A 24516-nucleotide genomic window follows, 5' to 3' on the forward strand; every position below is an offset into this window, starting at 1 on the left:
CTATCAACATGACCTCGGTTTCGTCGTGACGATTACTTCACGAAGATTCGCGTTTTTTTGCGTTGGAGCTCAGTTCAGGCTGGCATTGGCCAGCTTCAAGGCAAAGCCGATGAAGAGCAGCCCGACGCAACCGGTGCCGATGGCCGCCAAGCGGTGGCGGCGGGTGAAGAAGCTGGCCAGATAGACGCCGCCGAAGATCAGGCCGGAGAGATAGAGGGCGCTGAAGAACTGGACGATGAGGCCGAGCACCAGGAAGGGAATGGCCGGATTGGGGTAGCCGGGCGCGACGAACTGGATGAAGAAGGAAACGAAGAACAGGATGGCCTTGGGGTTGGTCAGGCTGATCAGAAAGGCGGTGCGGAAAGGGCGTTGCTCGCCGCTCGGTGGCGCCAGAGCTTCGTCGCCCGGCCTGCAGCGCCAGCGCTCCAGCGCACCACGCAGCAGGCCGAAGCCCAGCCAGCCGAGGTAGGCGGCACCGGTGTATTTGATGACCATGAACAGCGAGGGCGTGGCGTGCAGCAGCGAGGCGACGCCGGTGGCCGACAGGATCATCAGGATGGTGTCGCCGGCGAAGATGCCGCAGGCGCCCTGGTAGCCGGCGGCGATGCCGCGCCGCGAGGCGACGGTCATGACGAACAGCGAGTTCGGACCGGGGAGCAGCACGATGAAGATCGTGCCGACGATGAAGGTGGTGAGGTCGGTGATGCCGTAGTCCATGCCGGATTTTAGCCAATTTGGGCTGTGCACCGCAGGAGTGGCTTTGTCGCAAAGCTGCCAATGGTGGGGCCGGCCGGAATCGAACTTCGGCGAATCAAGGGCTTGGGCGATGGCGAAGTTTTTGCATCGCCTGTGCTATGCGCCCGCCTCACGCCGTCTCCATCGATCTCGCCGAGATCGCCCGTTCCGAATTGCCGGAAGGCCTGCTTGCCGGCTTCAACCGGCGCGAGTTGGCCAAGGGCTACCTGCTGTCGGGGCCGAACTGTGCGACCAATCAGGTGTTCATCGTGCGTTCCGGTCGCTTGAAGGTCTACATCTCCGGCGGCAACCGCGAGTTGAGCCTGGGCTACCTCGAATGCGGCGACATCTACACGACGCATACGCCAACCTACGTGCAAGCGGTGGCGCCGAGCAGCATCTGGGTAGCCGATACCCGGCTGTTTTCCCAGAAGCTGATCAACGAACCGGCCATCACGCCGGTCATGATGCGCGTGCTCGGCCGCCTGTTGAGCGATGCCGTGACCCTGGTCGAAGACCTGGCCTTCCGCGAGGTGCCAGCTCGCCTGGCGCGCTTCTTCATCGGCCTGGCCGAGCGGCGCGGGCAGATCGTCGACGAGGGCTGGCTGATTCCGCTCGACCTAGGCATGCAGGACATCGCCGAGTTACTCGGCGCCACCCGCCAGACCATCTCGGCGCTGATCAACCAGTGGGAGCGCGACGGGCTGATCCTGCGGCGAGGCCGGCGTGCCTACCTGATCCCATCGCTCGATGCCTTGGGTCGGCTGTTTCCAGAATCGATTTAGTGTCGGCTGGCCGACGGACGTGCTGGTGGTGCCTCCGGATAATCCTGACCAACACAGTTCAGTCAGGAGATCAGCATGGAACAGCAATGCGGCTGCCGGCAGAAGCCGGATCGTTACGTCAGCTTCGAAGGCATCGATTGCGCCGGCAACGCCCGCCGCATCATGGAGTGCATCGACCGCCACCTGGAAATTCCCGGACGCAACAACAGCTTCTGGGAATACTTCAACAAGAAGCGTAGTGGCGGTTCCGGGCCGAAACCGGACGATCTCTTCCTGATCCATTGCAACATCAACCAGGTGCGCGAATTGTTCGAAACCTGGGAAGACGAAGAAGCGCTGCATCTGTTGGAGCAACTGGAAGAGGAGTGCTGCTGAGCGGGTTGGCCTGGCTCAGGTGCCGCAATAATTAGAGTGCAGGGCAAGTTTTACGGGCTTTTTCGTCGTCCGGACATTAAACTGCCGCCTTCCTGCCCGAGTCCCGATTGTTGGCGCGGCAGTTCACCAAGGCCCGCCATGCACCCCATTCACGATCACGATTCCCTCCTGTTGCTGGCAACGGCAATGGCTTCCAAACGCCGTCCGGCCGAGCCGGTCGAGATCATCGCCGCCATCGACCTGATGCAGTCGAGCGCTCCGGGTGAGGGTAAACTGGTCGAAACCATCGCCCGCCTGAGCGAAGCCGGCCTGCTGGTCGAGCGCGACGGTGGCCTGGCGCTGACGCCCGCGGCCGAGCAACTGGTCGAAACCCTGTCGGCCAAGGACGATTACCCCAAGCGTCTGTTCGACCTGCGCCAGCGCCTGGCCGACTACACGCCGGTCGCCGCGCCGGCCATCGCGCACGATGCCGCCGTCTGGCACGCCGCCATTCTCGAACATCGCGCTGCCGGCAAGACGACGGCCAAGAACCTGCTGATGCCCAAGCCGGCGCCAGAGGCTGCCAAGGCACGCCCCGGCCAGCGCCAGCGTAAGCCCCTACCCAAAGCCAAGTCGCGCCAGCGCTGAGCAGTTATAGATGAGCGACACCCAGCCCAACAACCCGCTGCACGGCATCACGCTGCAACAGATGCTGACCGAACTGGTCGAGCACCACGGCTGGGATGGCCTCGGGCGGCAGATCGACATCCGCTGCTTCAATGTCGATCCGAGCATTTCCTCCAGCCTGAAATTCCTGCGCCGCACGTCGTGGGCGCGGGAGAAGGTGGAAGCGCTCTACCTGACGCTGCTCTGCCAGCGACGCAATTAAGCCCCGCGCGGGGCGCTCAGCGTTAGCAGGATATCGGCGTACCAGGCGCAGTTGAGGCCCAGCGCCTCATCGATGCGCAAATCGCGCGTGCCGACATCGAGCCGGGCCGAGTGGATGCCGAGCAGCAGCCACGGCAATTCCGCCATGCCCGGCGCCTGAGCATTGCCGCGCATGACCACCGGCGCGCCGCTGGTGCCGCGATGCGTGCGCGCATCGGTCAGAAAATAGCCCTGGCCCTGAAAGCGCATGCCAAACGACGAAGCGATCACCGCCTGACGCACCACCGGCAAGTGATGCAAGGTGTCGTGGAAGCCGAGCGGAAAACCCACCACCAGCAATGAACTGCCCACCTCGATCTCTTCGAAGCGTTGCGGCAGATGGGCCGGCGTAAAGGCGCGATAGACCACGTTGGCTGGCAGGGCGGCGCGGTCGATCTCGATCATCGCCACATCGATATTGCCCGCCGCATCCGAGCCGGTGCGCCACAGGCTCAGACCATCGCGGAAGAGCGGAATGGAAAACCCCATCGAGCGCGAAAAATCGCTGCCGATGTGCAATTCGATTTCCAGACGATCCGGGAAGTGCTGGCTCGCCTCATCGACCAGCACATGCCGGCTGGTCACCAGAAACAACGCCCCATCGCGCTCGAAGAAAAAGCCGCTGGCATTGGTCAACCGCGCCCGCCCGTGAAAGGTCACGATGCGGACGGAGGTCAGGAGGATGGATTCGATCATCGGGCAAAGCCCATTCTGCCGGGGAGGCGGGGGGAGGTCGGGAATGGACTATAGCACCCGGAGAAAGATGGACGCCAAGGGGGGGCGGGAGCGATTCACGTTCCACACCTGTAGCTGCGCTTCATCCGCGCCAGGCATATCGAATTCACGGCAAGTTGGGAACGGAGTGCACCGCTCCCATCGCGCTTGGTGAAACCGTGCTCAATGCTTATCGGCGGTTGCTGGCCACCGGAGGCACGTATTCCGGCACCTTGTTCTTTACCGATGGTTGCGCCTTGAGATAGGCGAAGAGCGCACGCAGATCTTGGTCTGGTAGTGAGCCGACCGATTGCCAGGGCATCGGCGGCATGATCGGGCGGCCGACGCCGAGGTGCTTGCCTTTACGCATGGCCTGGATGAAGTCGTTTTCGCTCCAGGCGCCGATACCGGTTTCCCGATCGGGCGTCAGGTTACTGGCGTAGGAAATACCCCAAGGGCCGACGAAGGCGGTCATGCTGCCGGCACCGCCCCAGTTCCATGGGCCGTCGAGCTTGGGTGGGGCTGGCAGGACAAGTTCGGCCGGGTGGCCGGAGAGGCCCCGCTCCATATCCTTTTCCGGGCCGTTCGGACCGATCTTGAATGGGGTGTGGCAATCGACGCAACCACCGTAGGCGGCCAGCTGGGCGCCGCGCTTGACGCGGGCTGTGTCGGCTTCGCCGGCGAAGGTTGTGCCAGCAATCAAGCCTAAAGCAATGATCGTGGAAGTCAGTGTGGCAATGCGCATTTTGAGTTCTCCATTGGGGGATAGGTCAAGGGTCGATGCGAGGCGCAAAGCTGCCTTGCTGCGGCAGCAATGGCATCGGCTTGTGGCACGGTGGCCTGTTCGAGCGGGAAGCTGGATGGCACCGGGGCATCCGGGCCGCCGAGGCGGACAACGGGCGTCTTGAGGCAGGCAAAGGCCTGCTCGGCGATCAGTGCGGCGATTTCTGCACCGACGCCGCATAGGCGGTTGGCTTCATGGACGACGACGACCCGCCCCGTCTTGCGGGCGGTGGCGAGGATGGCGGCTTCATCGAGTGGCTTCAGGCTGCGTAAGTCGATGACTTCGGCAGCGATGCCCTCGGCCGCCAGGCTTTCGGCGGCCTGCGCACAGTGATGCACGGTCTTGCCGTAGGAAATGAGACTGACATCCGTACCGGCACGAACGGTGGCTGCCTGGCCGAGCGGTATCGGCACGGCGTCGGTGGGCACCTCGCCGGGTTGGTAGAGCAGTCCGATGTCGAGCAGGAAGACGACCGGGTTGTCGTCGCGGATGGCTGCCTTGAGCAGTGCGCGGGCGTCGGCCGGGTTGCTTGGCATGACGACCTTGAGGCCGGGGCTATGCACGAACCAGGCCTCGACGTTGTGGTTGTGCTGGGCACCAACGCCCCAGCCGGCACCGGTCATGGCCAGCGCAACCAGCGGGAAGCTGAATTGGCCGCCCGACATGTAGCGTAGCTTGCCGGCGCTATTGACCAGCTCGTCCATGGCATAGCAGAGGAAGGGCGCAAAGAGCAGGTCGGCGACCGGGCGCAGGCCGCCCGCAGCGGCACCGACCGCCGTGCCGGCGATGATGCCCTCGGCCAGTGGCGTGTTGCGAACGCGCAGGGCGCCGAACTCGGTGACGAGTTCATGGCGCTTGGTGGCAATACCTTCGCCGAAGGCGATGACCTTGTTATCGCGGCGCATTTCCTCGGCCAGGGCCAGGCCGATGGCGTCGTTCAGGGTGAGTGTGGGCATGGCGGTCTCAGGCGTAAACATCGAGGGTGAGTTCCTCGATGGATGGGAAAGGAGAGGCGGTGGCAAAGGCCACCGCGGTGGCAATGCGGGCATCGACCCGGGCAATCAGCTCGGCGTCGGCGGCCGGGGAGAGCTGTCCGGCGCTGATCAGGCGATCGCGGCAGAGGGCGATCGGGTCGCGGGCCAGCCAGGCGGCAAGTTCTGCCTTGTCGACGTAGCCCTGATCGTCTGGCTCGAAATGGCCGCGCGTGCGGTAGGTCAGCACTTCGAGCAGCACCGGTCGGCGGGTGTCGCGCACCTGTGTGGCAGCGTTGCGGGTGGCTTCGAGTACGGCGAAGACATCGTTGCCATCGACGGTTCGTACCGGAATACCGTAGCCGGCCCCCCAGTCGGAGACGTGTTCGCGGCTCATCGCTTCGCGGCGATGGACGAAGGCCTGCCACTGATTGTTCTCGCAGATGTAGAGCAAAGGCAGGTTCCACAGGGCGGCAAGATTGAGCGATTCATGGAAGCTGCCTTCGCAGGCGGCACCATCGCCAAAGAAGCAGGCGACGATGCCGGGCCGTCCCTGCATCGTCTGGGCCAGGGCGACGCCGGGGGCGAGCGAGAGTTCGCCACCGACGATGGTGGTGGTCAGGACGACCCCGAGTTCCTTGACGGAAATGTGCAGCGATCCGCTCCGGCCCTTGCAGTAGCCATCGCGCCGACCCATCACTTCAGCCAGCAGGCGACCGGGGTCGGCACCGCGTGCCAGCAGATGGCCGGCGCTGCGGTGGTTGGTCAGGATCAGATCGTCGGCAGTGAGGGCGTTGATGGCGCCGACCGCGGCGGCTTCCTGGCCGACCGAGGTGCAGGTGCCGGGAATGCGCCCGTCGGTGCTGCCCTGGACGATGGCGTTTTCGTAAGCGCGGATCAGCAGCAGCTGTTCATACAGCCGGAGCGGATCGGCGGCGGTTGGGAATTCGTTCATGGCGACTCCTGTCATGGGGATGACGGAAGTCTAGGCGGCCAAAAATGGCGGACAAGGGGCGCGGGGCCCGCTTACGAATCTTTTAAGAAATGCTGAATGAAGATTTAAGAAAGACCGCTGCCGGGCCGGAAAAATCAGCTTTCGACCAGCGTCAAGGGGCGCTCGACGGTGAGCGTGAAACGACCGCGCCCGGTCTTGCCGATAGCGATGCCGGCATTGCGCTCGGCCAGCCGGCGTTGCAGCAGTACGAGGCGGGCTTCGAGGTTGTCGCTGGCACCGGGCAGGCGGATGCGGGAATCGACCCGTAGGCCCTTGTTGGTGAAGCTGGTGCGGCCGCGTTGGGTGAAGTCGTTGAGCAGCGCCCAGAGAATGGCGCCGGCCACCCCCTTGATCAGGTAGTCGTCGTCGACAAAGATGCTGTCGTTGGCGGCAAAGTGACGCACGGTCAGCGGAGCCCCCTCGGGCGGCATGGCGGGGCGTTCGGCGACTGGCGTTTCGTCCGGCGCATCGTCCGTCATCTGGTGGTGCTGCATGGCCAGGCCAAGCTGGGCGGCAAAGACGACCAGCGCATCTTCCTCGTCGTAGCCGAAATGCAGGTCGGCCAGGCTTTCGACGTAGATCACGCCGAGCAGCCGGTCGCCAGCGACGATGGGGATCGCCATCTGGCTGGCGGCATTGGGCAGGCCGGGCAACGGGATGGCGGTTTCCAGCGCGTCGAGTTGCCCCTCGGCAGCCAGCCCGTCACGCACGGTGCGGCCGTAGGCGTACTCGCTGGTCATGAAGCCGATACGGATCGGCGAGCGTTCGCGGGCGCAGATACCGATCAGGCCGGAGCCGACCGGAATCTCCGAGCCGATGCCCGATTGCGCGTAGCCGCGACTGGCGAGCGTGAACAGGCAGCCGCGCGCCTCGTCGTGCATCAGCAGCATCAGATGGCTGAAGCCGAATTCTTTCTCCAGGCAGTCCACGGCCTTTTCGAGCAGGCACTCGAGATTGGCGCAGCCGCTCAGGCGTTCGGTGGAGCGGCGCAGGGCGTTCAGGCAGTTGACGGCCGGTGGGGGCGGGCTGATGCAACCGCCCGGAACCGGCACGATATCCAGCACACGGTAGATGTCGGCGCCGAGCAGGCGAAAGATGCCGGTCATTCCGCTATGCGCCGCAATGCCGGCGAGCTTGGCCTTCATCCGCTCGAACAGCGGGCCGGCCGTTTCGGTTCGCAGGTATTGCAGCGAGAGGCGGTACTGTCGGGCCGTCAGATGGCTGGTCAGCAACAGGCGAACCGGCGAACCCGCCAGCACGTTGCGCCGGGTGGTGTTGAAGAACTGGTAGGAAAGCGCAAGGTGCTCGTTATCGACATACTCCGCCTGCGACAGGAAAGCGACATTGGGCACTCCAGCCGGATCGCAGGTGACGATGTGGCCGGGAATGACGCCTTCCAGGCAGTCGCGCAGGCTATCGAGGCGGGGCGTCATGGCGTGGCTGGCAAGGGTTGGCCCGCCTTCGGTCCCGGCGTCTGGTCGAAGCCGCTGCTTGGCGTGAATACGACCATCACCAGATCCTCAGGCTGGTAGGAGAGCAGGGCGTGGACCAACTCCTCCGGGGTACCCAGTGCGACGACCTCGGGCACGAACTCCTCGATGTGTTTGCGGATGAGAGGCTCGTCGGCCGGGTCGAAGGCGGTGATGCGGGCATCGGTGCCCTTGAGCTGGGTGGTCCGGTTGGTGGTCGGCTGAGTGAATGCCACCGCGACACGCCCGGTCAGGTGAATGTTGTCGAGCGCTTCGGCAGCCTGCGTACGGGGCAGGATGATCCCGATGGCCTCACCATCGACCGGCTTGCAGGCAAAACCGCGGCTCATGCTCGGCAACCGCCCCGGTGCGCAAGCAGCCAGCGTGATGCTGACGCCGGACTGGATGAAGGCGACGATGTCGTGATCGAGCATGAGCGGGTTTCCTGATCGGGTCGCAGATGATATCGCAATGTCCTATGCCATGCGCCGGCATCGGGTACGGAAAGCCTATCTTCGGCTACGGGGTTTGAGCCGATTGGTCGGCGATAGTTCATGGATCGCTGGGCACCAGTTTTGTTGCCGGGGCGGCGAATGGTGATGCTGCACAAATTAGCTGGCTTGTCGGCGATAGGGCAGGAACTTTCCTTCGTCGTAGGAGGCGAGGCTTCGGGGCATGCAAGTTGAGCGCCATACCGATACCTTGATTCCGTTGCCCCTGATTGACAGTGCTGCCTGCGCATCACGATAATGAAAAGCTCTGCAGGAGAGAGAGTGTGGGATGTACACACTCCGCCGAAGGCGCAAACTCCCATAATCGCTCAGGCATCGTGAACTGCAGACAGGATTCGCCGGCTGGAGAGAAGTTGCGAGCCATGGTTTGCTCGGCAGCTCACCGAAGGGGCAGGCTCTCATCGAGCCGAAACTCTCAGGTAAAAGGACAGGGGGAGAGGCGTCACGGAAGCACTCGCTGGGTGTCTTCCGGTTTCTGACGGAGTCTCTTCTGATGTTCGATAGTATTGCCCTCGTTTTTCAGCCGCTTGCGATCAAACAGTTCGACCTCTTGCTGATCGTCTATCTGGTGGCCATCACCGCCGAAGCGATGTCCGGCGCGCTTGCCGCCGGGCGGCGCAACATGGATTTCTTCGGGGTGGCTGTCATCGCCTTCGTTACCGCACTGGGTGGTGGAACGATCCGGGATGTCATCCTCGGCAATTACCCCATCGGCTGGACCCAACACCCCGAATACGTCTATCTGGTGATTCTTTCTGGCCTGGCTACCACGCTGCTGGCGAAGTTCATGCACCATCTGAAAGGCATCTTTCTGATGCTGGACGCACTGGGTCTGGTTGCCTTCTCTCTCATTGGTTGCAACGTGGCCTTGCAACTCGATTACCCCACCGTGGTCATCATCATGGCCGGCATGCTGACGGGGATATGTGGCGGTGTCTTGCGCGATATTTTGTGCAATCAGGTGCCCGTGGTGTTCTGCCGGGAACTGTACGCCAGCGTGTCTCTTCTGGTTTGCGGGTTATTTCTCGTCTTGCGGTCGTATGGCATCGATACCCAAATCAATACCTTGATCTGCTTCATCGTCGGCTTCGGGTTTCGTATGTCTGCCTTGCGGTTCAGCTGGAAACTGCCCACCTTTTCCTATCAGCAGCGCTGGGATTAGAGGGCGGGCCGTTTGGGTCGGGAGCGCCAGGCAACCGGTGAGTCGCCCGGCCGCGACTAAACCGCCAGGGCTTCGCGCACCCCATCCTGCGGCATCGTTTCACCCCGGCCGCGCATGATGAATTCGCCCCGCTCCATCAACAGGTACTGGTCAGCCAGCGATTCGGCGAAGTCGTAGTACTGCTCGACGAGCAGGATGGCCATTTCGCCGGTTTGGGCCAGCATGCGGATGGCGCGTTCGATGTCCTTGATGATGGAGGGCTGGATGCCTTCGGTCGGTTCGTCGAGGATCAGCAGCTTGGGGCCCATGGCCAGGGCGCGGCCGATGGCGAGCTGTTGTTGCTGGCCGCCGGAGAGGTCGCCGCCGCGGCGGTGCATCATCTGCTTGAGGACCGGGAACATCTCGAAGATGCGCTCGGGAATCTTGCTGCCGCCGGGCTTGGTAGCGAGGCCCATGAGCAGGTTTTCCTCGACGGTCAGACGCGGGAAGATTTCGCGGCCTTGCGGCACGTAGCCGATGCCGGCCTTGACGCGTTCGTGCGGCGGCAGGTGGGTGATGTCCTTGCCGTCGAAGCTCATGCTGCCTTCCTTGGTCTTGACGAGGCCCATCAGCGATTTGAGCAGGGTGGTCTTGCCGACGCCGTTCCGGCCGAGCAGGGTGGTGACTTCGCCTTGCTTCACCTCGAAGCTGAGTCCGCGCAGGATGTGGCTGCCGCCGTAGGCTTGGTGGAGGTTGTCGATCTTCAGCATGGTGTTTTGTCCTGTTTTGGCTGGCCGGCGCTCGCTGCTGCGGTGCACCGGCCGTTTTGCCCAAAAATCAAATCCGGGTTAGCGGCCGAGATAAACCTCGATGACGCGCTGGTCGTTCTGTACCGTGGCCAGGTCGCCCTCGGCCAGCACCGAGCCTTCGTGCAGCACGGTGACCTTGCCGCCGAGCTTTTCGACGAAGGCCATGTCGTGCTCGACGACGACCAGCGAATGCTTGCCGGCGAGCGAGACGAAGAGTTCGGCGGTGCGCATGGTTTCGTCGTCGGTCATGCCGGCGACCGGCTCGTCGAGCAGCAATAGCTTCGGTTCCTGCATCAGCAGCATGCCGATTTCCAGCCATTGCTTCTGGCCGTGTGAGAGCAGGCCGGCCTGGCGATCGGCTTCCTTGTCGAGGCGGATCAGGCGCAGGGTCTCGGCGATACGGTCGCGTTCGTCGCCGGCCAGCCAAGCGAACAGGCTCTTCCACACGCGCTTGTCGGTCTTCATGGCCAGTTCCAGGTTTTCGAACACCGTGTGCTGTTCGAAGATGGTCGGCTTCTGGAACTTGCGGCCGATGCCGACGTGGGCGATTTCCGGCTCGGTCAGGCGGGTCAGGTCGATGGTCTGGCCGAAGAAGGCCTTGCCGGAGTCGGGCCTCGTCTTGCCGGTGATGACGTCCATCATGGTCGTCTTGCCGGCGCCGTTGGGGCCGATGATGCAGCGCAGTTCGCCGGCGTCGATGGCGAGGTTGAGGTTGTTCAGCGCCTTGAAGCCGTCGAAGCTGACAGTGATGTCTTCGAGGTAGAGCGCAACGCCGTGCGAAAGGTCGAGTTCGCCGGTGACGAAGTGGCCGATCTGGTCGGCGCCGTCGCTGCCTTCCGGGCGGTCGTCGAGGAAGCTTTCAACCATGCTCATGCTGCGGCTCCTTTCTTTTCCATGACTTTCTTCCACAAGCCCACCAGGCCTTGCGGCAGCAGCAGGGTGACGACGATGAACAGCAGGCCGAGGAAGAACAGCCAGTATTCCGGGAAGCTGACGGTGAACCAGCTCTTGGCCAGATTGACCACGAAGGCGCCGATGATCGGCCCGATCAGCGTGCCGCGCCCGCCAACGGCGACCCAGATGGCGATCTCGATGGAGTTGCCGGGCGACATTTCGGAGGGGTTGATGATGCCCACCTGCGGCACGTAGAGCGCGCCGGCAATGCCGCACAGCACGGCCGAGATGACCCAAATGGTCAGCTTGTACCAGAGCGGGTTGTAGCCGATGAACATGACGCGGGACTCAGCATCGCGAATCGCCGTCAGCACGCGGCCGAACTTCGACTTGACCAGCCAGGCGGCGAAGACCAGCGTGGCGGCGAGCGCCAGCGCGGTCAGGCAGAACAGCACCAGGCGCATTTCGGAAGTGGTGATGCCGTAGCCCATGATGCGCTTGAAGTCGGTAAATCCGTTGTTGCCGCCGAAGCCGGTTTCGTTGCGGAAGAAAAGCAGCATGGCGGCGTAGGTCAGCGCCTGGGTGATGATCGAGAAATAGACGCCCTTGATACGCGAGCGGAAGGCGAAGTAGCCGAAGACGAAGGCCACCACCGCCGGCACGCCCAGCACCAGGAAGCCCATCCAGCCGATGTGGTCGCTGCCGAGCCAGAACCAGGGCAGTTCCTTCCAGTCGAGGAAGACCATGAAGTCCGGCAGGTCGCTCTGGTAGCTGCCGTCGCGGCCGATCTGGCGCATCAGGTACATGCCGAAGGCGTAGCCGCCGAGCGCGAAGAACAGCCCGTGGCCGAGCGACAGGATGCCGCCGTAGCCCCAGATCAGGTCCATGGCGACGGCAACCAGCGCGTAGCACATGATCTTGCCGACCAGCGTGATGGCGTAGGTGGAGACGTGGAAGGCGCTCTCCTCGGGCACCGCGAGGTGCAGCACGGGGACGGCGACGAGGGCCAGGGCGAGGAAGACGGCGAGCGCGATCCAGGCCTGGGTGTCCAGTGCGGACAGGATGCGAACGATGAGCGGTTGGCGCATGGTGTCCAGTTCCTTATTCAACAAAACGGCCCTTGAGGGCGAAGATGCCCTGCGGACGCTTCTGGATGAAGACGATGATGGCGACGAGGATGACGATCTTGGCGATCACCGCGCCGGCCCAGCCTTCGAGCAGCTTGGAGAAGATGCCGAGACCGAGCGCCGCCCAGACCGCACCGGCCAGCTGCCCGACGCCGCCGACCACGACGACCATGAAGGAATCGACGATGTAGCCCTGGCCCATATCGGGACCGACGTTCGAGATCTGCGACAGCGCGACGCCGCCCAGCCCGGCGATGCCGGCGCCGAGAGCGAAGGCCAGGGTGTCGATGCGTGCGGTCGGCACCCCGACGCAGGAGGCTATCGGGCGGTTCTGCGTGACGGCGCGGACGAACATGCCGAGGCGCGTCTTGTTCATCAGCACCCAGACAAGGAAGAGCACGAAGAGGGCGAAGCCGATAATGATGATGCGGTTCCACGGCAGCATCAGGTTGGGCATCAGCGCGATGCCGCCGGACATCCAGCTCGGGTTGGCGACCTCGACGTTCTGTGCGCCGAACAGCACGCGTGCCGCCTGGATCAGGATCAGCGACAGGCCCCAGGTGGCGAGCAGGGTTTCCAGCGTGCGGCCGTAGAGCCAGCGGATGACCGTGCGTTCCATGACGATGCCGACCAGCGCGGCGGCGAAGAAGGCGACGGGAATCGCCGCCGGCAGGTACCAGTCGATGTAATCCGGCGCATAGGCGCGGAACAGGCTCTGTATGCCGTAGGCCGAGTAGGCGCCGACCATCAGCAGTTCGCCGTGCGCCATGTTGATGACGCCCATGACGCCGTAGGTGATGGCCAGGCCGAGCGCAGCGAGCAGCAGGATGGAACCGAGCGAGACGCCCGTGAATATGCTGCCCAGCGTTTCGCCGACAGCCAGCCGGCGGTCGATGGATTTGACTGCCTCGATGGCGGCGTAGCGCACCTTGTCTTCCGGCTCGCTGGCCTTGTCGGTCAGTGGCAGCAGCATGGCCTTGATGGTCGAGGAATTGGCCTCGGCCAGCGCCTGCACGGCGGCCAGACGTACGGCCGGGTCGGGATTGGCCAGGCTGGCCTGGGCGTGGGCGGTGGTCAGCAGGGCCTTGATCTGCGCATCGCTTTCCTTCTCCAGCGCCTTGGCGAGCAGCGGCGCCATGTCGGCGCTGACGCTGCTTTGCAGCTTTTGCGCCGAGGCCAGGCGGACGGCCGGATCGGCATCGAACAGTTTGAGCGCGGCCAGCGCATTGGCCAGCTCGCCGCGGATGCGGTTATTGACCGTGACCGATTCCGGCTCGGCCGGCATCTTCATTTTTGCCCCGGTCGCCGCGTCCACCGCAGCATCGCCGTCGATGATCAGCGCCTTATCGTTGGCGAGGTAGAGGTTGCCGTCGGCCATCGCCGTCAGCACGCGCTCGGCGTCGGGGTCAGCCGCCTGGACGATCTGGCGGATGGCGGCCACCTTCTCGGTCGAGTCTTCGGCTGCCAGCTGGCGAACCTGCGCTGGGTCGAGCGCCGCATGGGCGTTCAGGCCGATGGCGCAGAGCAATACAACGAGTGTTTTTCTGATCATGAATATCCGTCCGCAATTTGTGCAGTGCAGCGACAGGTTACGGGGCAGCCCGGTGATCAGGAATACGATGAATTGCGTAGGGGGTGATGGATGCTGTGATCGATGGCCCGGTGCAGTTTTGATCTGCGCCAGGCCATGAGCCGTGCTCAGCGCGTTTAAGGAGCAGTGGAGGTCGCTGTATTGCTATTCGGACGTCGCTTTTGCGGTCCGGCCCGTCGTTCGATTTCTTCGTTCAGCTGGCGAGCCAACCCGAGTTTGATGAGCAATTCGACCACGACGAACAGCGGTCCGATGATCAGGCCGACCAGGTCGTCCACGAACGCCGGCTTGCGGCCCTCGTAGACATGGCCGACCAGTTGAAATATCCAGCCGACGACAAAGGCGCCGATGCCGATGGCCAGCCAGGAAAGCGTCGGCAGGGCAGCGATGGCGTGCCCGGCGGCGACTGCCGCAGCGAGCACCAGGCACATCAACAGGCCAAGCTTGAATTCCAGGCGCAGGTAATAAAGACCGACGATACAGGCGAGACCGGCCGCCGGCGAGTAGGGCAGGCCGAACAGGCTGACGCCCGGCCTGGCCAGCAAGGTGGCGATGGCGAAAACGATCAGCGGGATGCCGACGAAATGGGTGGCGATGTTGCGCGGATCGCGGTGGTAGGTGGCGTAGTTGGCGAGTTGATCCTCGATGCTTCTCACGGTAGTCTCCTTGGGGTGGTGGGTGCTTTTTTTGCGCATGATGGCCCAGCCACCCATCCCCTTCTGTCAGCTACCCGACACAAGCCCATTTTCCTGCCCTGGCGTTTCATGTCTGCCTTGACCTCAGAACATCTTGCCGTTGTCCGCAGCGGCAACTGGTTTGCCTCGCTGTCGCAGAGCCTCCAGGGCGACTTGCTGAGCATGGCGCGCGTGCAGCGGCCGCCGCCCGGACAGTTGCTGTTCGCTCGCGGGGCGCTGGCCGATGGGCTGTATTCGGTGCTGGCCGGCTCGGTGCGCGTCAGTGCCGTGGCCGAACATGGCAAGGAAGCCATCGTCAATCTGTTCGAGGCGCCGCACTGGTTCGGCGAGATCGCGTTGTTCGATGGCGAGCGGCGTACGCACGATGCGCATACGCTGGGTGAAACGGTCTTGCTGCATATCCCGCAAGGGCCTTTGCTCGAACTACTGCACCGCGAGCCGCGCTACTGGCAGGACCTAGGGCGCCTGCTGACGCACAAAATCCGCCATTTGCTGACGCTGTTCGACGATGCGGCGCTGCAACCGGTGCCGGTTCGCCTGGCCCGCCGACTGCTGGCGATTGTCGATGGCTACGGCGAGGCATCGGCGAACGGGATGAGCATACGCATCGGCCAGGAGCAGCTTGGTCAGATGGTGGGAGCGAGTCGTCAGACGGTGAATCAGACCCTGCGCCAGTTCGAGGCGGCGGGCATGTTGCAGATCGGCCGGGCCGATCTCCGCATCGTCGATATCGGCGCCTTGCGACGTCTACTGCCCTGAAAGGGCGGCCGGGCATTACTGCTGCGGTGCACGTGCCAAAAAGGGCAAAAAACCTTTTTTGCCGTGAGGGGCACGCAAAAAACATCAATACGAGGTCGGCAATCATGACGATATCCAAGCCGTGGTCGAGCGCCTGCGTCAGCGGGGCGATCTGGGCGACGATACGGCAATGGCTCTTGGCGTGGGCCTCAAACTGTTTGGCGAAGTCATGCTCGATAACCGTCAGCATCCGCTGTTCGCCGATTTTCTGCCGCGTTTCGGAGAATTTATCCGGCACCTGAAGCAAGGCGGGAAAAGCCGGCAGGAAGCTGAGCTAGCCTGCCCACCGGCAATCAAACTCAGTAGGTCTTGTAGGGCAGGAACTTGCCGCTCATGACGATCTTGACGCGGTCGCCCTTGGGGTCCGGTTCGCGCGTCAAATCCATGTTGAAATCGATGGCGCTCATGATGCCGTCGCCGAATTCTTCGTGGATCAATGCCTTGAACGTGGTGCCATAGACATTGACCAGTTCGTAGAAGCGGTAGATCAACGGGTCGGTCGGCACCAAGGTCGGCAGCGATCCCTTGTAGGGCACGACCTGCAACTGCGCGATGGCTTCTTCCGGCAGGTCGAGCGCGGCGCCGACGGCCTTGGCCTGGGCTTCGGTCAGCGTCATCTGGCCGAGCAGGGCGGCGGTGCTCCATTCCTTGCTGTGGCCGACCAGTTCGGCCAGCTTGGCCCAGGTCAGTTTCTTCTTAACTTTCTGGGTGACGATCAGGTCGGTGACTTCTTCGCGATTCATGGTGTTTCCTCGTTTGACGTGAAAACGGGGGCCGAAGCCCCCGTTGCGTTACTGCCGATCCGGATTACTTGCCTTCCGGCTCGTCCTTCTTCTTGTCGTTGCCGGCGATGTACGGCGACCACGGGGCGGCCTTGACCGGGCCCGGGGTCTTCCAGACGACGTTGAACTGACCGTCGGCCTTCACTTCGCCGATGAACACCGGCTTGTGCAGGTGGTGGTTCTTTTCGTCCATCTTCACTTCGAAGCCGGACGGAGCCTTGAAGGTCTGGCCGGCCATGGCGGCGATGACCTTGTCGGTATCGGTCGACTTGGCCTTCTCGACAGCCTGCTTCCACATGTGGATGCCGATGTAGGTGGCTTCCATCGGGTCGTTGGTGACCACGGTCTTGGCGTTCGGCAGCTTCTGCTTGACGGCCCAGTCCTTGTACATCTTGATGAACTTGGTGTTCTCGGCGTTCTTCAGCGACTGGAAGTAGTTCCAGGCAGCCAGGTGGCCGACCAGCGGCTTGGTATCGACGCCGCGCAGTTCTTCTTCGCCCACGGAGAAGGCGACGACCGGCACATCGGTGGCCTTCAGGCCGGCGTTGCCCAGTTCCTTGTAGAAGGGCACGTTGGAGTCGCCGTTGATGGTCGAGACGACGGCGGTCTTCTTGCCTTCGGAAGCGAACTTCTTGATCTTGGCGATGATGGTCTGGTAATCGCTATGACCGAACGGGGTGTACTCTTCCATGATGTCGGCTTCGGCAACGCCCTTGGACTTCAGGAAGGCACGCAGGATCTTGTTGGTCGTGCGCGGATAGACGTAGTCGGTGCCGAGCAGCACGAAGCGCTTGGCTTCGCCGCCGTCCTTGGACATCAGGTATTCGACGGCCGGGATGGCTTGCTGGTTGGGGGCGGCGCCGGTGTAGAAGACGTTCTTCTCGAGTTCTTCACCCTCGTACTGGACCGGGTAGAAGAGCAGGCCGTTCAGTTCCTTGTAAACCGGCAGGACGGACTTGCGGGAAACCGAGGTCCAGCAGCCGAAGGTCACGGCAACCTTGTCCTTGGTCAGCAGCTGGCGGGCCTTTTCGGCGAACAGCGGCCAGTTGGAGGCCGGATCGACGACCACCGGCTCGAGCTTCTTGCCCATCACGCCGCCGGCCTTGTTGATTTCCTCAATGGTCATCAACGCGGTTTCCTTCAGCGCGGTTTCGGAAATCGCCATGGTGCCGGACAGCGAGTGCAGGATGCCGACCTTGATGGTGTCGGCGGCATAGGCGGTCATGCCGATGGAGGACAACGCGGCGGCCAGGACGGTGGCCTTGATGAAGTTACGGCGATTGCTCATGGAAGCTCCTCAGAAGGATGGGTAATCTTGTCGGAACTGCATTTGCTGCAGTGCAACGCCAGATTACGGCCGGGCTTCCCGAGGAGAAATACGTTAGATTGCGTAGAGATGCGTAGTCGCCGTCTCACGCCTGCGACATGTTCAGTCGCCGGACTTTTCCAGGGCTTCGAGCAGTCTAAGGGCGCGTTCGCGGTTCTTGGCGATGGCGGCGGCGCGGCCGGCCACGTCTTCGCGTTCGGCGCGGGTTTGGGCGATCAGCGCTTCGGTTGCGGTCATGCCGCCCAGTGCGGCTTGCAGCATGCGCTCTGCATCGTTGTCGATTTCTTTGTCGGACATGGATGTCGTCTCTTGTAGAAGTGGCGCGATTATCCCAGCAAAAAGGCCCTGTGCAAGCACAGGGCCTTGTTTCGTGCAGATGACGAAGGCTTAGCGGCCCTTGGTCATGGCAGCGATGTTGGCTTGAGCGGCGTCAGCGAATTGCTTGGCGATGCCGTTCATGTTGCCGAAAGCCGAGTTGGCCGAGGCGATGGCGTTCTGGATGGCGGCAACGGCGCTTTCCGAGCCGGCCGGAGCGGACTTGGCAGCCAGTTCCATCATGCCAGCCATCGACTTCTGGAAGCCGCTGAACTGGGCTTCGACCATCTTGGCCAGTTCTTGCTGGGTTTCGCTGGTGATTTCGTAGATCGAACGGGAGTAGGCGACAGCCTTGTCCACGGCCGGCTTGGCCAGGGCTTGCTGGGCGGCGACGGCGGCTTGCGGGTCCTTGGCGGAGAGCACGGACTGGACGCCGGAAGCGGTGTCTTCCAGGGCGGTGCGGGCGGTGTTCAGGTTCAGGGCAGCGATGCGCTCAGCCGAAGCCAGGGCGGTATTCGCCACGGCCAGCAGGGAGTCGACGGTAGCCTTGTTGGCGGCGGTGAATTGTTCGGTATTGAGGGTCATGGTGGTGTCCTGATTGAAAGTCATAAATGTGTTGCTCGGGCTCAGTATAGAGCACTTTGGTTGATTATTGTGCACTGCAACAAAATTTAGCCGGAATAGGGCGGACTCGCTTCATCAGCATCAGGAGTGAGGAGCGACAGGTCAGCCTCCTGGCGAATGCCTCACTGCTGCGGTGCACCGCCCAAAACGGGCAAAAATGCCCGCCTGCTCAACCGCCCCGCATCTTGCCCAGCGCCAGGTTGGCGGCGGCGGTGCGGGTCTCGACGCCGAGTTTCTCGAAGACGTGTTCAAGGTGCTTGTTCACCGTGCGCGGGCTGCTGCCGAGGATGTCGCCGATGTCCTTGCTGGTCTTGCCCTGGACGACCCAGTAGAGCACTTCGGCCTCGCGCTGGGTCAGGCGGAAGGCGGCGATCAGGGATTCGACGGCGGAGGCGTCGTTCTCCTCCCGCAGGACCACCAGCCATTCATCGTCGCCGGTCTGGTCGTGGAAGGAGGCGAGCAGGCGCTTGTTACCTTCGGCGATGAGCAGTTGCGCCGGTTCGCGGCTTTCGGCGCGGGCGCGGTGGGCAGCGGCGATCCAGGCGAGCAGTTCTTCCGGGGCGACGGTTTCCGGGTTGGCGAAATAGGCGTTGAGCAGGTCGCGGGCGAGCGGGGTCTGCCAGACGATGCGGCTGTCGGCGGCGCGCACGGCGACGGTGGCCTGGCCGAAGGCGTCGAGCGCGCTGCGTGCCTGGCGCATCTGGCGGGCGTTGGCCATGTGAGCGGCAATGCGGGCCAGCACTTCGGCCGGGCGGATCGGCTTGGTCACGTAGTCGGCCCCGCCGGCGGCAAAGGCGGCGACGACGTGCTCGGTTTCGGTCAGCCCGGTCATGAAGACGATGGGGATGTGCTGGGTGCCGAAATCGGCCTTCAACTGGCGGGCGACCTCGAAGCCATCCATGCCGGGCATCACGGCGTCGAGCAGGATGACGTCGGGCAGGCTCTGGCGGGCGCGTTGCAGCGCCGCTTCGCCGTGCGTGGCGACGAGCACGGTGTAGCCGGCATCGTCGAGGGCGTCGTGCAGCAGGGAGAGGTTTTCTGGAACGTCATCGACGATCAGGACGATGTCCGAGATGTTGCGGTCGACGGTCGCGCTGGGCTTAGTCGGCATGGCTGCTCTTTCTGATGATTTCCTTCATGGCGTCGAACTGGAATTGTCGCGCAAGATCGCGCAGCACGCGGACGAATTCGCCGTGGCGGGCGTCGAGTTTCTCGATTTCGGCCAGCTTGTTGAGGATACCGCGCAGGTAGCCGAGGTTGATCAGCTCGTCGAGGGCGGCCAGTTCGCCGGCGTCGGGCGGGATCAGCGGCGGCGGCTCGGCCGGGGCAGGGGCGGCGGGCGCGACCGGTTGCGCCGTGGTCACCCATTCCAGCTCAAGCACGCGGCCCAGCCAGTCGAGCAGATCGTTCAGCTTGAAAGGCTTGACGATGAAATTGTCGGGCGTGATTCCGACATCGTTTTCCAGGTTCTTGTCGAAGGCGTTGGCCGACAGCACCGCGATGTGCGTGTCGATGGTGCGCCCGCCCAGGCCTTGCTGGCGCAGGCGGCGGATGGTTTCCCAGCCGTCGATGCCGGGCATGCCGAGGTCCATGAAGATCAGGTGCGGCAGGAAGCGCGGCACGGTGGCCAGGCATTCGTAGCCGCTGGCCGCCTGCTCGACGATGAAGCCGAGCGGTTCGAGCACGTTCTGCAGCAGGTCGCGGTCGTCCTTCTCGTTGTCGACGACCAGGATGCGCCGGCGCACGCCGCTGTAGCCGACGCGGTTGAGGCGTGGCAACTCCTTGGCCGCCTGCGTCGAATGCACCTGCGGCAGGAAGAGGCGGATGCGGAACAGCGTGCCTTCGCCGGGCGAGCTGGAAACCTGCATCTCGCCGCCCATCAGGTCGGTCAGCATGCGGGCGATGGTCAGGCCGACGCCGCTGCCGCCTGCCTGAACCGTGCTGCCGCGGCCGAAGGGTTCGAAGATGCGTTCCATGTCCTCCGGCGGAATGCCCGGCCCGGTGTCGCGAATCTCGAAAATGGCCATGTCGCGCCGACATTCGACCTTGAAGCCGACGCTGCCGCGCACGGTGAATTTGACGGCATTGCCGATCACGTTGATCAGAATCTGGCGCAGGCGCTTTTCGTCGGCGCGCACCACGGCCGGCAGTTCGCCGACCGGCTCATAGTCGAAGCTCAGCCCCTTGTTGCGCGCCTGCAGCTCGAACATGCCGACGATCTGCTGCATCAGCTCGGGGAAATCCATGGCCTTGACGTCCAGCGTCAGCTTGCCGCCCTCGATGCGGGCGATGTCGAGCGTGCCTTCGATGACCGACAGCAGGTGATCGCCCGATTTGCGGATGACGCTGACTGCCTGCTTGCGGTTGGGCGGCACGCTCTCGTCGGCGGCGAGAATCTGCGCATAGCCGAGAATGCTGTTGAGCGGCGTGCGCAGCTCGTGGCTGATCGCCGTGATGTAGCGGCTCTTCGCCTGGTTGGCCTGCTCGGCGACGGCCTTGGCCTGTTGCAGCGCGGCGTCGGTGCGGCGGTGCGACTCGATTTCCTGGATCAGCAGTTGCGTCTGGCGGTTCGACTCCTCCTGCGCCACGCGCCGGCTTTCCTGCGTCAGCACCATCCACCAGGCGATGATGCCGGCCAGCATGAGCAGGGCGGCGAAAGTCTTGACGAAAGTGTCCTGCAGGCGGGCGATGGCGGCCACGTCGGGCGTGCCGAGGGCGAGCAGTTCGTGGGTGTAAAGCACGCCGAGGATCAAGGCCAGGATGGGCACGATGCCGGTCATCAGCAGCAGGTAGTGGCCCAGGCCGGTATCGAGGTAGGGCTGCACGACCTTGGGCAGCACGCGGCGCAGTACGGCGTTCCATTGGGCGGCGAGGTTGGCTTCGGGTTTGCACAGGTCGTGGCAGCGGGCATCGAGCGAACAGCACAGCGAGCAGATCTGGCCCTGGTAGGCCGGGCAGTAGGCCATGTCCTCGGCTTCGTAGTCGCGCTGGCAAATTGCGCATTTTTCGCCGTGCACCGCAGCAGTCGCCTGCGAGCGGGCCAGGTAATAGCGGCCGCCGGTCAATTGGGCGATCAGCGGCGAAGCGACGAAGGCGACGGCCAGTGCGACGAAGGAGGCGTAAGGCTGCAAGTCGGCGCCAAAGAGGCCGACGAAAGTGCAAATGGAGAGCAGCGAGGCGATGGCCATGGCGCCGAGGCCCACCGGGTTGATGTCGTACAGGTGGCTGCGCTTGAACTCGATGCCGTTGGGCGACAGGCCGAGCGGCTTGTTGATGACCAGATCGGCCACCACTGCCGCCATCCACGAGATGGCGATGTTGGAATAGAGGCCGAGCACCTGGCCGAGGGCGCGGAAGACGTCGAGCTCCATCAGCAGCAGCGCGATGGCGGTGTTGAACACGACCCAGACGACGCGGCCCGGATGGCTGTGGGTCAGCCGCGCAAAGAAGTTCGACCAGGCCAGCGAGCCGGCATAGGCATTGGTCACGTTGATCTTCAACTGCGAAACGATGACGAAGACGGTCGTCGCCGCGATGGCCAGGGTCGTGTTGCTGAACACGTGCGAGAAGCCGATCAGGTACATCTGGTTCGGATCGACTGCCTTGTCGGCCGAAATGCCGTTGCGCAGCACCAGCCAGGCCAACAGCGCGCCGCCCAGCATCTTGAGAATGCCCGGCACCACCCAGCCCGGCCCGCCGATGACCACGGCCGTCCACCAGCGCCGCTCGCTGCCCGGCGTCTTCTCGGGCATGAAGCGCAGGTAATCCACCTGTTCCGCCATCTGCGTCACCAGCGCGATACCCACGGTCAGAGCAGCGCCGAACAGATGCGGATTGAAACTGCCGCTGCCACCATGCTCGCCGCCGTATTGCCACAACCCGGCCAGCGCCTGCGGGTCTTCGACGAAGACAAAGGCGTAGGGCAGCACGAGCAGGAATATCCACAAGGGCTGCGTCCACGCCTGCAACTTGCTGATGGCGGTGACGCCGTGCGTCACCAGCGGAATGACCACCAGCGCGCAAATCAGATAGCCCCAGGCCGGCGGAATCTTGAACGCCAGCTCCAGCGCATAGGCCATGATCGCCGCTTCGAGCGCGAAGAAAATGAAGGTGAAACTGGCGTAGATCAGCGAAGTGATGGTCGAGCCGATATAGCCAAAACCCGCACCGCGCGTCAGCAAATCCATATCCAGCCCGTGCCGCGCCGCGGCAATGCTGACCGGCAGGCCAAGCAGGAAGATGATCAGCCCGGTCGCAAGAATCGCCCAGAACGCATTGAGAAACCCCGCCTGCACCAGCATCGTGGCGCCCACGGCCTCCAGCACCAGGAAGGAGGCCGCGCCAAACGCCGTATTGGCCACGCGCATTTCCGACCACTTGCGAAAACTGCGCGGCGTAAAGCGCAGGGCATAGTCTTCAAGGGTCTCGTTGGCCACCCAGGTGTTGTAGTCGCGCCGAATCGCGACAATGCGCTGGGGGCTGGGGGAAGGGCTATCGCTCATGGCGATATGGTAAGCGGAAGTCTTGGGTTGGCGGGAGGTTGTTGGGGTGGGGTGTTTTTGTGCCTCTGGTCAGGCGGAACGTCCTATAGCCTTCCTAATAGACTACACACGGCACAAGCTGTCGTCGATCACTTTGAATGCGGACAATTCGTGGCACAACATGTATGCTTTTGGCGTATTCATATCGACTGCTATTGAAACGCGAGCGAAATCCTCATGACACCCACTATTGAAATCAGCCTTCCAGATCGCTATGACATGTTGGAGCGTAAGGCGGTCAATCAGCTAACACAGATTATCTCGCCAGTTGATTCAGCACTCGATCACATCGATGCACTGTATTCCGAGATGCGCGCCTCATCGCGTGGAACGCTCCTGATCCTTCGAGGTGACTCAGGCACAGGCAAATCAACCTTTATTCACACCATCGGCTTATTCCGTAATTCCGTTGAGACAATAACCTTCTCCAAGGATCAGGATGTTGGGGACGCACTTAGGTCACTTGGACCGACGAAGATGAAGTTGCGCATTGTGGTCTTTGAAGGACGCGAAGCATTGACCGACGTGTCAAAGGAACTTCTCGAGAAATCGATTCACGCCATAAATTCTTTCGTTCGAACGACTGCAGGTGAATTGACAGTCGTTGCATGGCCAGTTAATCGTGACGACCTTGCCACCTCGCTTTCTTCACTTGCAATTGAGATCGGCGCAGAAGCGCTTGTCGGGCTCGGAGACCCAGTATTTCGGTTCCAAGGTCCGCCAAAAGAGCAATTTATCCCCATCGCAAACAGGACTCTCGCCATCTTGAATCAGGGCGAAACGCTGCATGATTTGGGAATCTCCGATGAGCGCTCCGAACAGTTGGTGAGCGAGTCCACAACTATCGGCATCTTCCTAGCAAAGGTAAGACGAGACCTGCTTAATAATCAGCGCCAATTAGCCATATTGGCAAAAAAAGAAACATGCCGAGTCTGGATTGTCGTGCTGGCAGGTAATGAACCAGAAGGGGATATTGACGCCCTCACTCGAGGCACGATGTATTCCGCCGACATTGACCGAATGCTGTCGGTTACGAATGCAAATATCGTCAGCGACTTAAAGGCGTTTCCAGAGAAGGTCGGTCTACTTAGCACTTATCTCGACGCTCGAGTTCTTCATGTTCCAGTTCTGGCAGCACTCGCAGCAGTCCGCACATACGCGAGCGATGACCTGCGAAATACAATGAAAGCGGCCGGCATGTCTGCAACTCCCGAAAAGGGGGCGAAGGAACGACTAAATGAGACAAACCTGCTGGCCTCATTTCGAGATCAACCGATTAGTTCTCGCAAAGTTGGAGGTAAGGTTGGGCCCAACTCAGTAGCAGCGTTTGAGAAGTTGACGAATATTGCTTCTACGAATGACGTTCAACTTAATCGCGCGATAGCCGATTGCCTGAAAGACTTGGGAGTCATTACGAACTACGAACTCGAAAAGGATTTCGGAGCAGGAATGACTCGACGTACCGACATAGTCGCTACTACGCCAACTTCTTCTATTCGTCTTGAAATGATGTGGCGTCGAAAAACTGGGCGCGCAGAGATTGCCAACTATGTGCTGAGTAAGTTGTTCAACTATGGCAAGGCAATCGGGTATTTATCCACTTAGCTTGTCACCAGTATTACAAGAG

General features: G+C 62.5%; 26 protein-coding genes and 1 riboswitch. Of the genes, 8 read left to right on the forward strand and 18 right to left on the reverse strand.

Annotated elements, in window-relative coordinates; translation table 11 throughout:
* Positions 1 to 69: 69 nt before the first annotated feature.
* Positions 70 to 717, reverse strand: coding sequence for a leucine efflux protein LeuE (gene leuE, locus WIF35_RS01580; protein WP_412479818.1), 648 nt, complete (start codon positions 715 to 717; stop codon positions 70 to 72).
* Positions 718 to 854: 137 nt separating this feature from the next.
* Between leuE and WIF35_RS01585 the strand changes: the two genes are divergently transcribed.
* The 4 genes from WIF35_RS01585 (at position 855) to WIF35_RS01600 (ending at position 2763) form a co-directional block, all read left to right on the forward strand.
* Positions 855 to 1520: a Crp/Fnr family transcriptional regulator gene (locus WIF35_RS01585; protein WP_412479819.1), complete on the forward strand. Its 666-nt coding sequence runs from the start codon at positions 855 to 857 to the stop codon at positions 1518 to 1520.
* Positions 1521 to 1595: 75 nt separating this feature from the next.
* A complete protein-coding gene (gene cowN / locus WIF35_RS01590) occupies positions 1596 to 1895 on the forward strand; it encodes a N(2)-fixation sustaining protein CowN (protein ID WP_412479820.1) in 300 nt (99 codons plus the stop codon).
* Positions 1896 to 2081: 186 nt separating this feature from the next.
* Positions 2082 to 2522: a hypothetical protein gene (locus WIF35_RS01595; RefSeq protein ID WP_412479821.1), complete on the forward strand. Its 441-nt coding sequence runs from the start codon at positions 2082 to 2084 to the stop codon at positions 2520 to 2522.
* Between the two features lie 10 nt (positions 2523 to 2532).
* Positions 2533 to 2763, forward strand: a complete 231-nt coding sequence (locus WIF35_RS01600; protein WP_412479822.1) for a VF530 family DNA-binding protein — start codon at positions 2533 to 2535, stop codon at positions 2761 to 2763.
* Here WIF35_RS01600 and WIF35_RS01605 read toward each other — a convergent pair.
* From WIF35_RS01605 to WIF35_RS01630, 6 genes are all read right to left on the reverse strand, one after another.
* Positions 2760 to 3497: a trypsin-like peptidase domain-containing protein gene (locus tag WIF35_RS01605; RefSeq protein ID WP_412479823.1), complete on the reverse strand. Its 738-nt coding sequence runs from the start codon at positions 3495 to 3497 to the stop codon at positions 2760 to 2762. The two genes, WIF35_RS01600 and WIF35_RS01605, sit on opposite strands and share 4 nt — an antisense overlap.
* A gap of 208 nt (positions 3498 to 3705) precedes the next feature.
* Entirely contained in the window at positions 3706 to 4260 is a 555-nt protein-coding gene (locus WIF35_RS01610) for a c-type cytochrome (protein ID WP_412479824.1), read from the reverse strand.
* Positions 4242 to 5255 carry an alpha-ketoacid dehydrogenase subunit beta gene (locus WIF35_RS01615; protein ID WP_412479825.1) on the reverse strand — a complete coding sequence of 338 codons (1014 nt, stop codon included), beginning with the start codon at positions 5253 to 5255 and terminating at the stop codon, positions 4242 to 4244. The genes WIF35_RS01610 and WIF35_RS01615 overlap by 19 nt, the downstream gene beginning before the upstream one ends.
* A 7-nt stretch (positions 5256 to 5262) precedes the next feature.
* A complete protein-coding gene (locus WIF35_RS01620; protein ID WP_412479826.1) occupies positions 5263 to 6225 on the reverse strand; it encodes a thiamine pyrophosphate-dependent dehydrogenase E1 component subunit alpha in 963 nt (320 codons plus the stop codon).
* A gap of 134 nt (positions 6226 to 6359) precedes the next feature.
* Positions 6360 to 7697 carry a GAF domain-containing protein gene (locus WIF35_RS01625; RefSeq protein ID WP_412479827.1) on the reverse strand — a complete coding sequence of 446 codons (1338 nt, stop codon included), beginning with the start codon at positions 7695 to 7697 and terminating at the stop codon, positions 6360 to 6362.
* Positions 7694 to 8167: a hypothetical protein gene (locus WIF35_RS01630; protein WP_412479828.1), complete on the reverse strand. Its 474-nt coding sequence runs from the start codon at positions 8165 to 8167 to the stop codon at positions 7694 to 7696. Before WIF35_RS01630 ends, WIF35_RS01625 begins: the two co-directional genes overlap by 4 nt.
* Before the next feature lie 318 nt (positions 8168 to 8485).
* A riboswitch (glycine riboswitch) is annotated at positions 8486 to 8580 on the forward strand.
* 158 nt (positions 8581 to 8738) lie between these two features.
* Between WIF35_RS01630 and WIF35_RS01635 the strand changes: the two genes are divergently transcribed.
* Positions 8739 to 9407 (forward strand): trimeric intracellular cation channel family protein, encoded by a 669-nt coding sequence (locus WIF35_RS01635; protein ID WP_412479829.1) that lies wholly within the window; start codon positions 8739 to 8741, stop codon positions 9405 to 9407.
* Between the two features lie 56 nt (positions 9408 to 9463).
* Here WIF35_RS01635 and urtE read toward each other — a convergent pair whose 3' ends face one another.
* From urtE to WIF35_RS01660, 5 genes are all read right to left on the reverse strand, one after another.
* The gene (gene urtE, locus WIF35_RS01640; protein WP_412479830.1) at positions 9464 to 10156 is read right to left on the reverse strand and encodes an urea ABC transporter ATP-binding subunit UrtE; all 693 of its coding nucleotides are present in this window, start codon (positions 10154 to 10156) and stop codon (positions 9464 to 9466) included.
* Between the two features lie 78 nt (positions 10157 to 10234).
* Positions 10235 to 11062: an urea ABC transporter ATP-binding protein UrtD gene (gene urtD / locus WIF35_RS01645; RefSeq protein ID WP_412481206.1), complete on the reverse strand. Its 828-nt coding sequence runs from the start codon at positions 11060 to 11062 to the stop codon at positions 10235 to 10237.
* A gap of 2 nt (positions 11063 to 11064) precedes the next feature.
* A complete protein-coding gene (gene urtC / locus WIF35_RS01650; protein ID WP_412479831.1) occupies positions 11065 to 12177 on the reverse strand; it encodes an urea ABC transporter permease subunit UrtC in 1113 nt (370 codons plus the stop codon).
* A 13-nt stretch (positions 12178 to 12190) separates the two neighbouring features.
* A complete protein-coding gene (urtB, locus tag WIF35_RS01655; RefSeq protein WP_412479832.1) occupies positions 12191 to 13768 on the reverse strand; it encodes an urea ABC transporter permease subunit UrtB in 1578 nt (525 codons plus the stop codon).
* 155 nt (positions 13769 to 13923) lie between these two features.
* Entirely contained in the window at positions 13924 to 14463 is a 540-nt protein-coding gene (locus WIF35_RS01660) for a DUF962 domain-containing protein (RefSeq protein WP_412479833.1), read from the reverse strand.
* Positions 14464 to 14571: 108 nt separating this feature from the next.
* Between WIF35_RS01660 and WIF35_RS01665 the strand changes: the two genes are divergently transcribed.
* Positions 14572 to 15261 (forward strand): Crp/Fnr family transcriptional regulator, encoded by a 690-nt coding sequence (locus WIF35_RS01665; RefSeq protein WP_412479834.1) that lies wholly within the window; start codon positions 14572 to 14574, stop codon positions 15259 to 15261.
* A gap of 121 nt (positions 15262 to 15382) precedes the next feature.
* Entirely contained in the window at positions 15383 to 15637 is a 255-nt protein-coding gene (locus WIF35_RS01670; protein WP_412479835.1) for a DUF3861 family protein, read from the forward strand.
* Here WIF35_RS01670 and cynS read toward each other — a convergent pair.
* The 6 genes from cynS to WIF35_RS01700 form a co-directional block, all read right to left on the reverse strand.
* Complete coding sequence (cynS, locus tag WIF35_RS01675; protein WP_412479836.1) at positions 15600 to 16043, reverse strand: cyanase; 444 nt, start codon at positions 16041 to 16043, stop codon at positions 15600 to 15602. The genes WIF35_RS01670 and cynS overlap by 38 nt on opposite strands.
* Before the next feature lie 64 nt (positions 16044 to 16107).
* Positions 16108 to 17370, reverse strand: coding sequence for an urea ABC transporter substrate-binding protein (gene urtA / locus WIF35_RS01680; RefSeq protein WP_412479837.1), 1263 nt, complete (start codon positions 17368 to 17370; stop codon positions 16108 to 16110).
* Between the two features lie 141 nt (positions 17371 to 17511).
* Positions 17512 to 17706, reverse strand: coding sequence for a hypothetical protein (locus WIF35_RS01685; RefSeq protein WP_412479838.1), 195 nt, complete (start codon positions 17704 to 17706; stop codon positions 17512 to 17514).
* Between the two features lie 90 nt (positions 17707 to 17796).
* Positions 17797 to 18333: a phasin family protein gene (locus WIF35_RS01690; protein ID WP_412479839.1), complete on the reverse strand. Its 537-nt coding sequence runs from the start codon at positions 18331 to 18333 to the stop codon at positions 17797 to 17799.
* A gap of 184 nt (positions 18334 to 18517) precedes the next feature.
* Complete coding sequence (locus WIF35_RS01695) at positions 18518 to 19459, reverse strand: response regulator (RefSeq protein ID WP_412479840.1); 942 nt, start codon at positions 19457 to 19459, stop codon at positions 18518 to 18520.
* Positions 19449 to 22850: an ATP-binding protein gene (locus tag WIF35_RS01700; RefSeq protein WP_412479841.1), complete on the reverse strand. Its 3402-nt coding sequence runs from the start codon at positions 22848 to 22850 to the stop codon at positions 19449 to 19451. Before WIF35_RS01700 ends, WIF35_RS01695 begins: the two co-directional genes overlap by 11 nt.
* A gap of 216 nt (positions 22851 to 23066) precedes the next feature.
* On the opposite strand from WIF35_RS01700, the gene WIF35_RS01705 reads away from it, so the two are divergent.
* On the forward strand, positions 23067 to 24494 hold the full coding sequence (locus tag WIF35_RS01705) for a hypothetical protein (protein ID WP_412479842.1): 1428 nt from the start codon (positions 23067 to 23069) through the stop codon (positions 24492 to 24494).
* Positions 24495 to 24516: the final 22 nt, after the last annotated feature.

It is taken from the genome of Azonexus sp. IMCC34839, assembly GCF_047047955.1.
Taxonomy (GTDB): Bacteria; Pseudomonadota; Gammaproteobacteria; order Burkholderiales; family Rhodocyclaceae; genus Azonexus.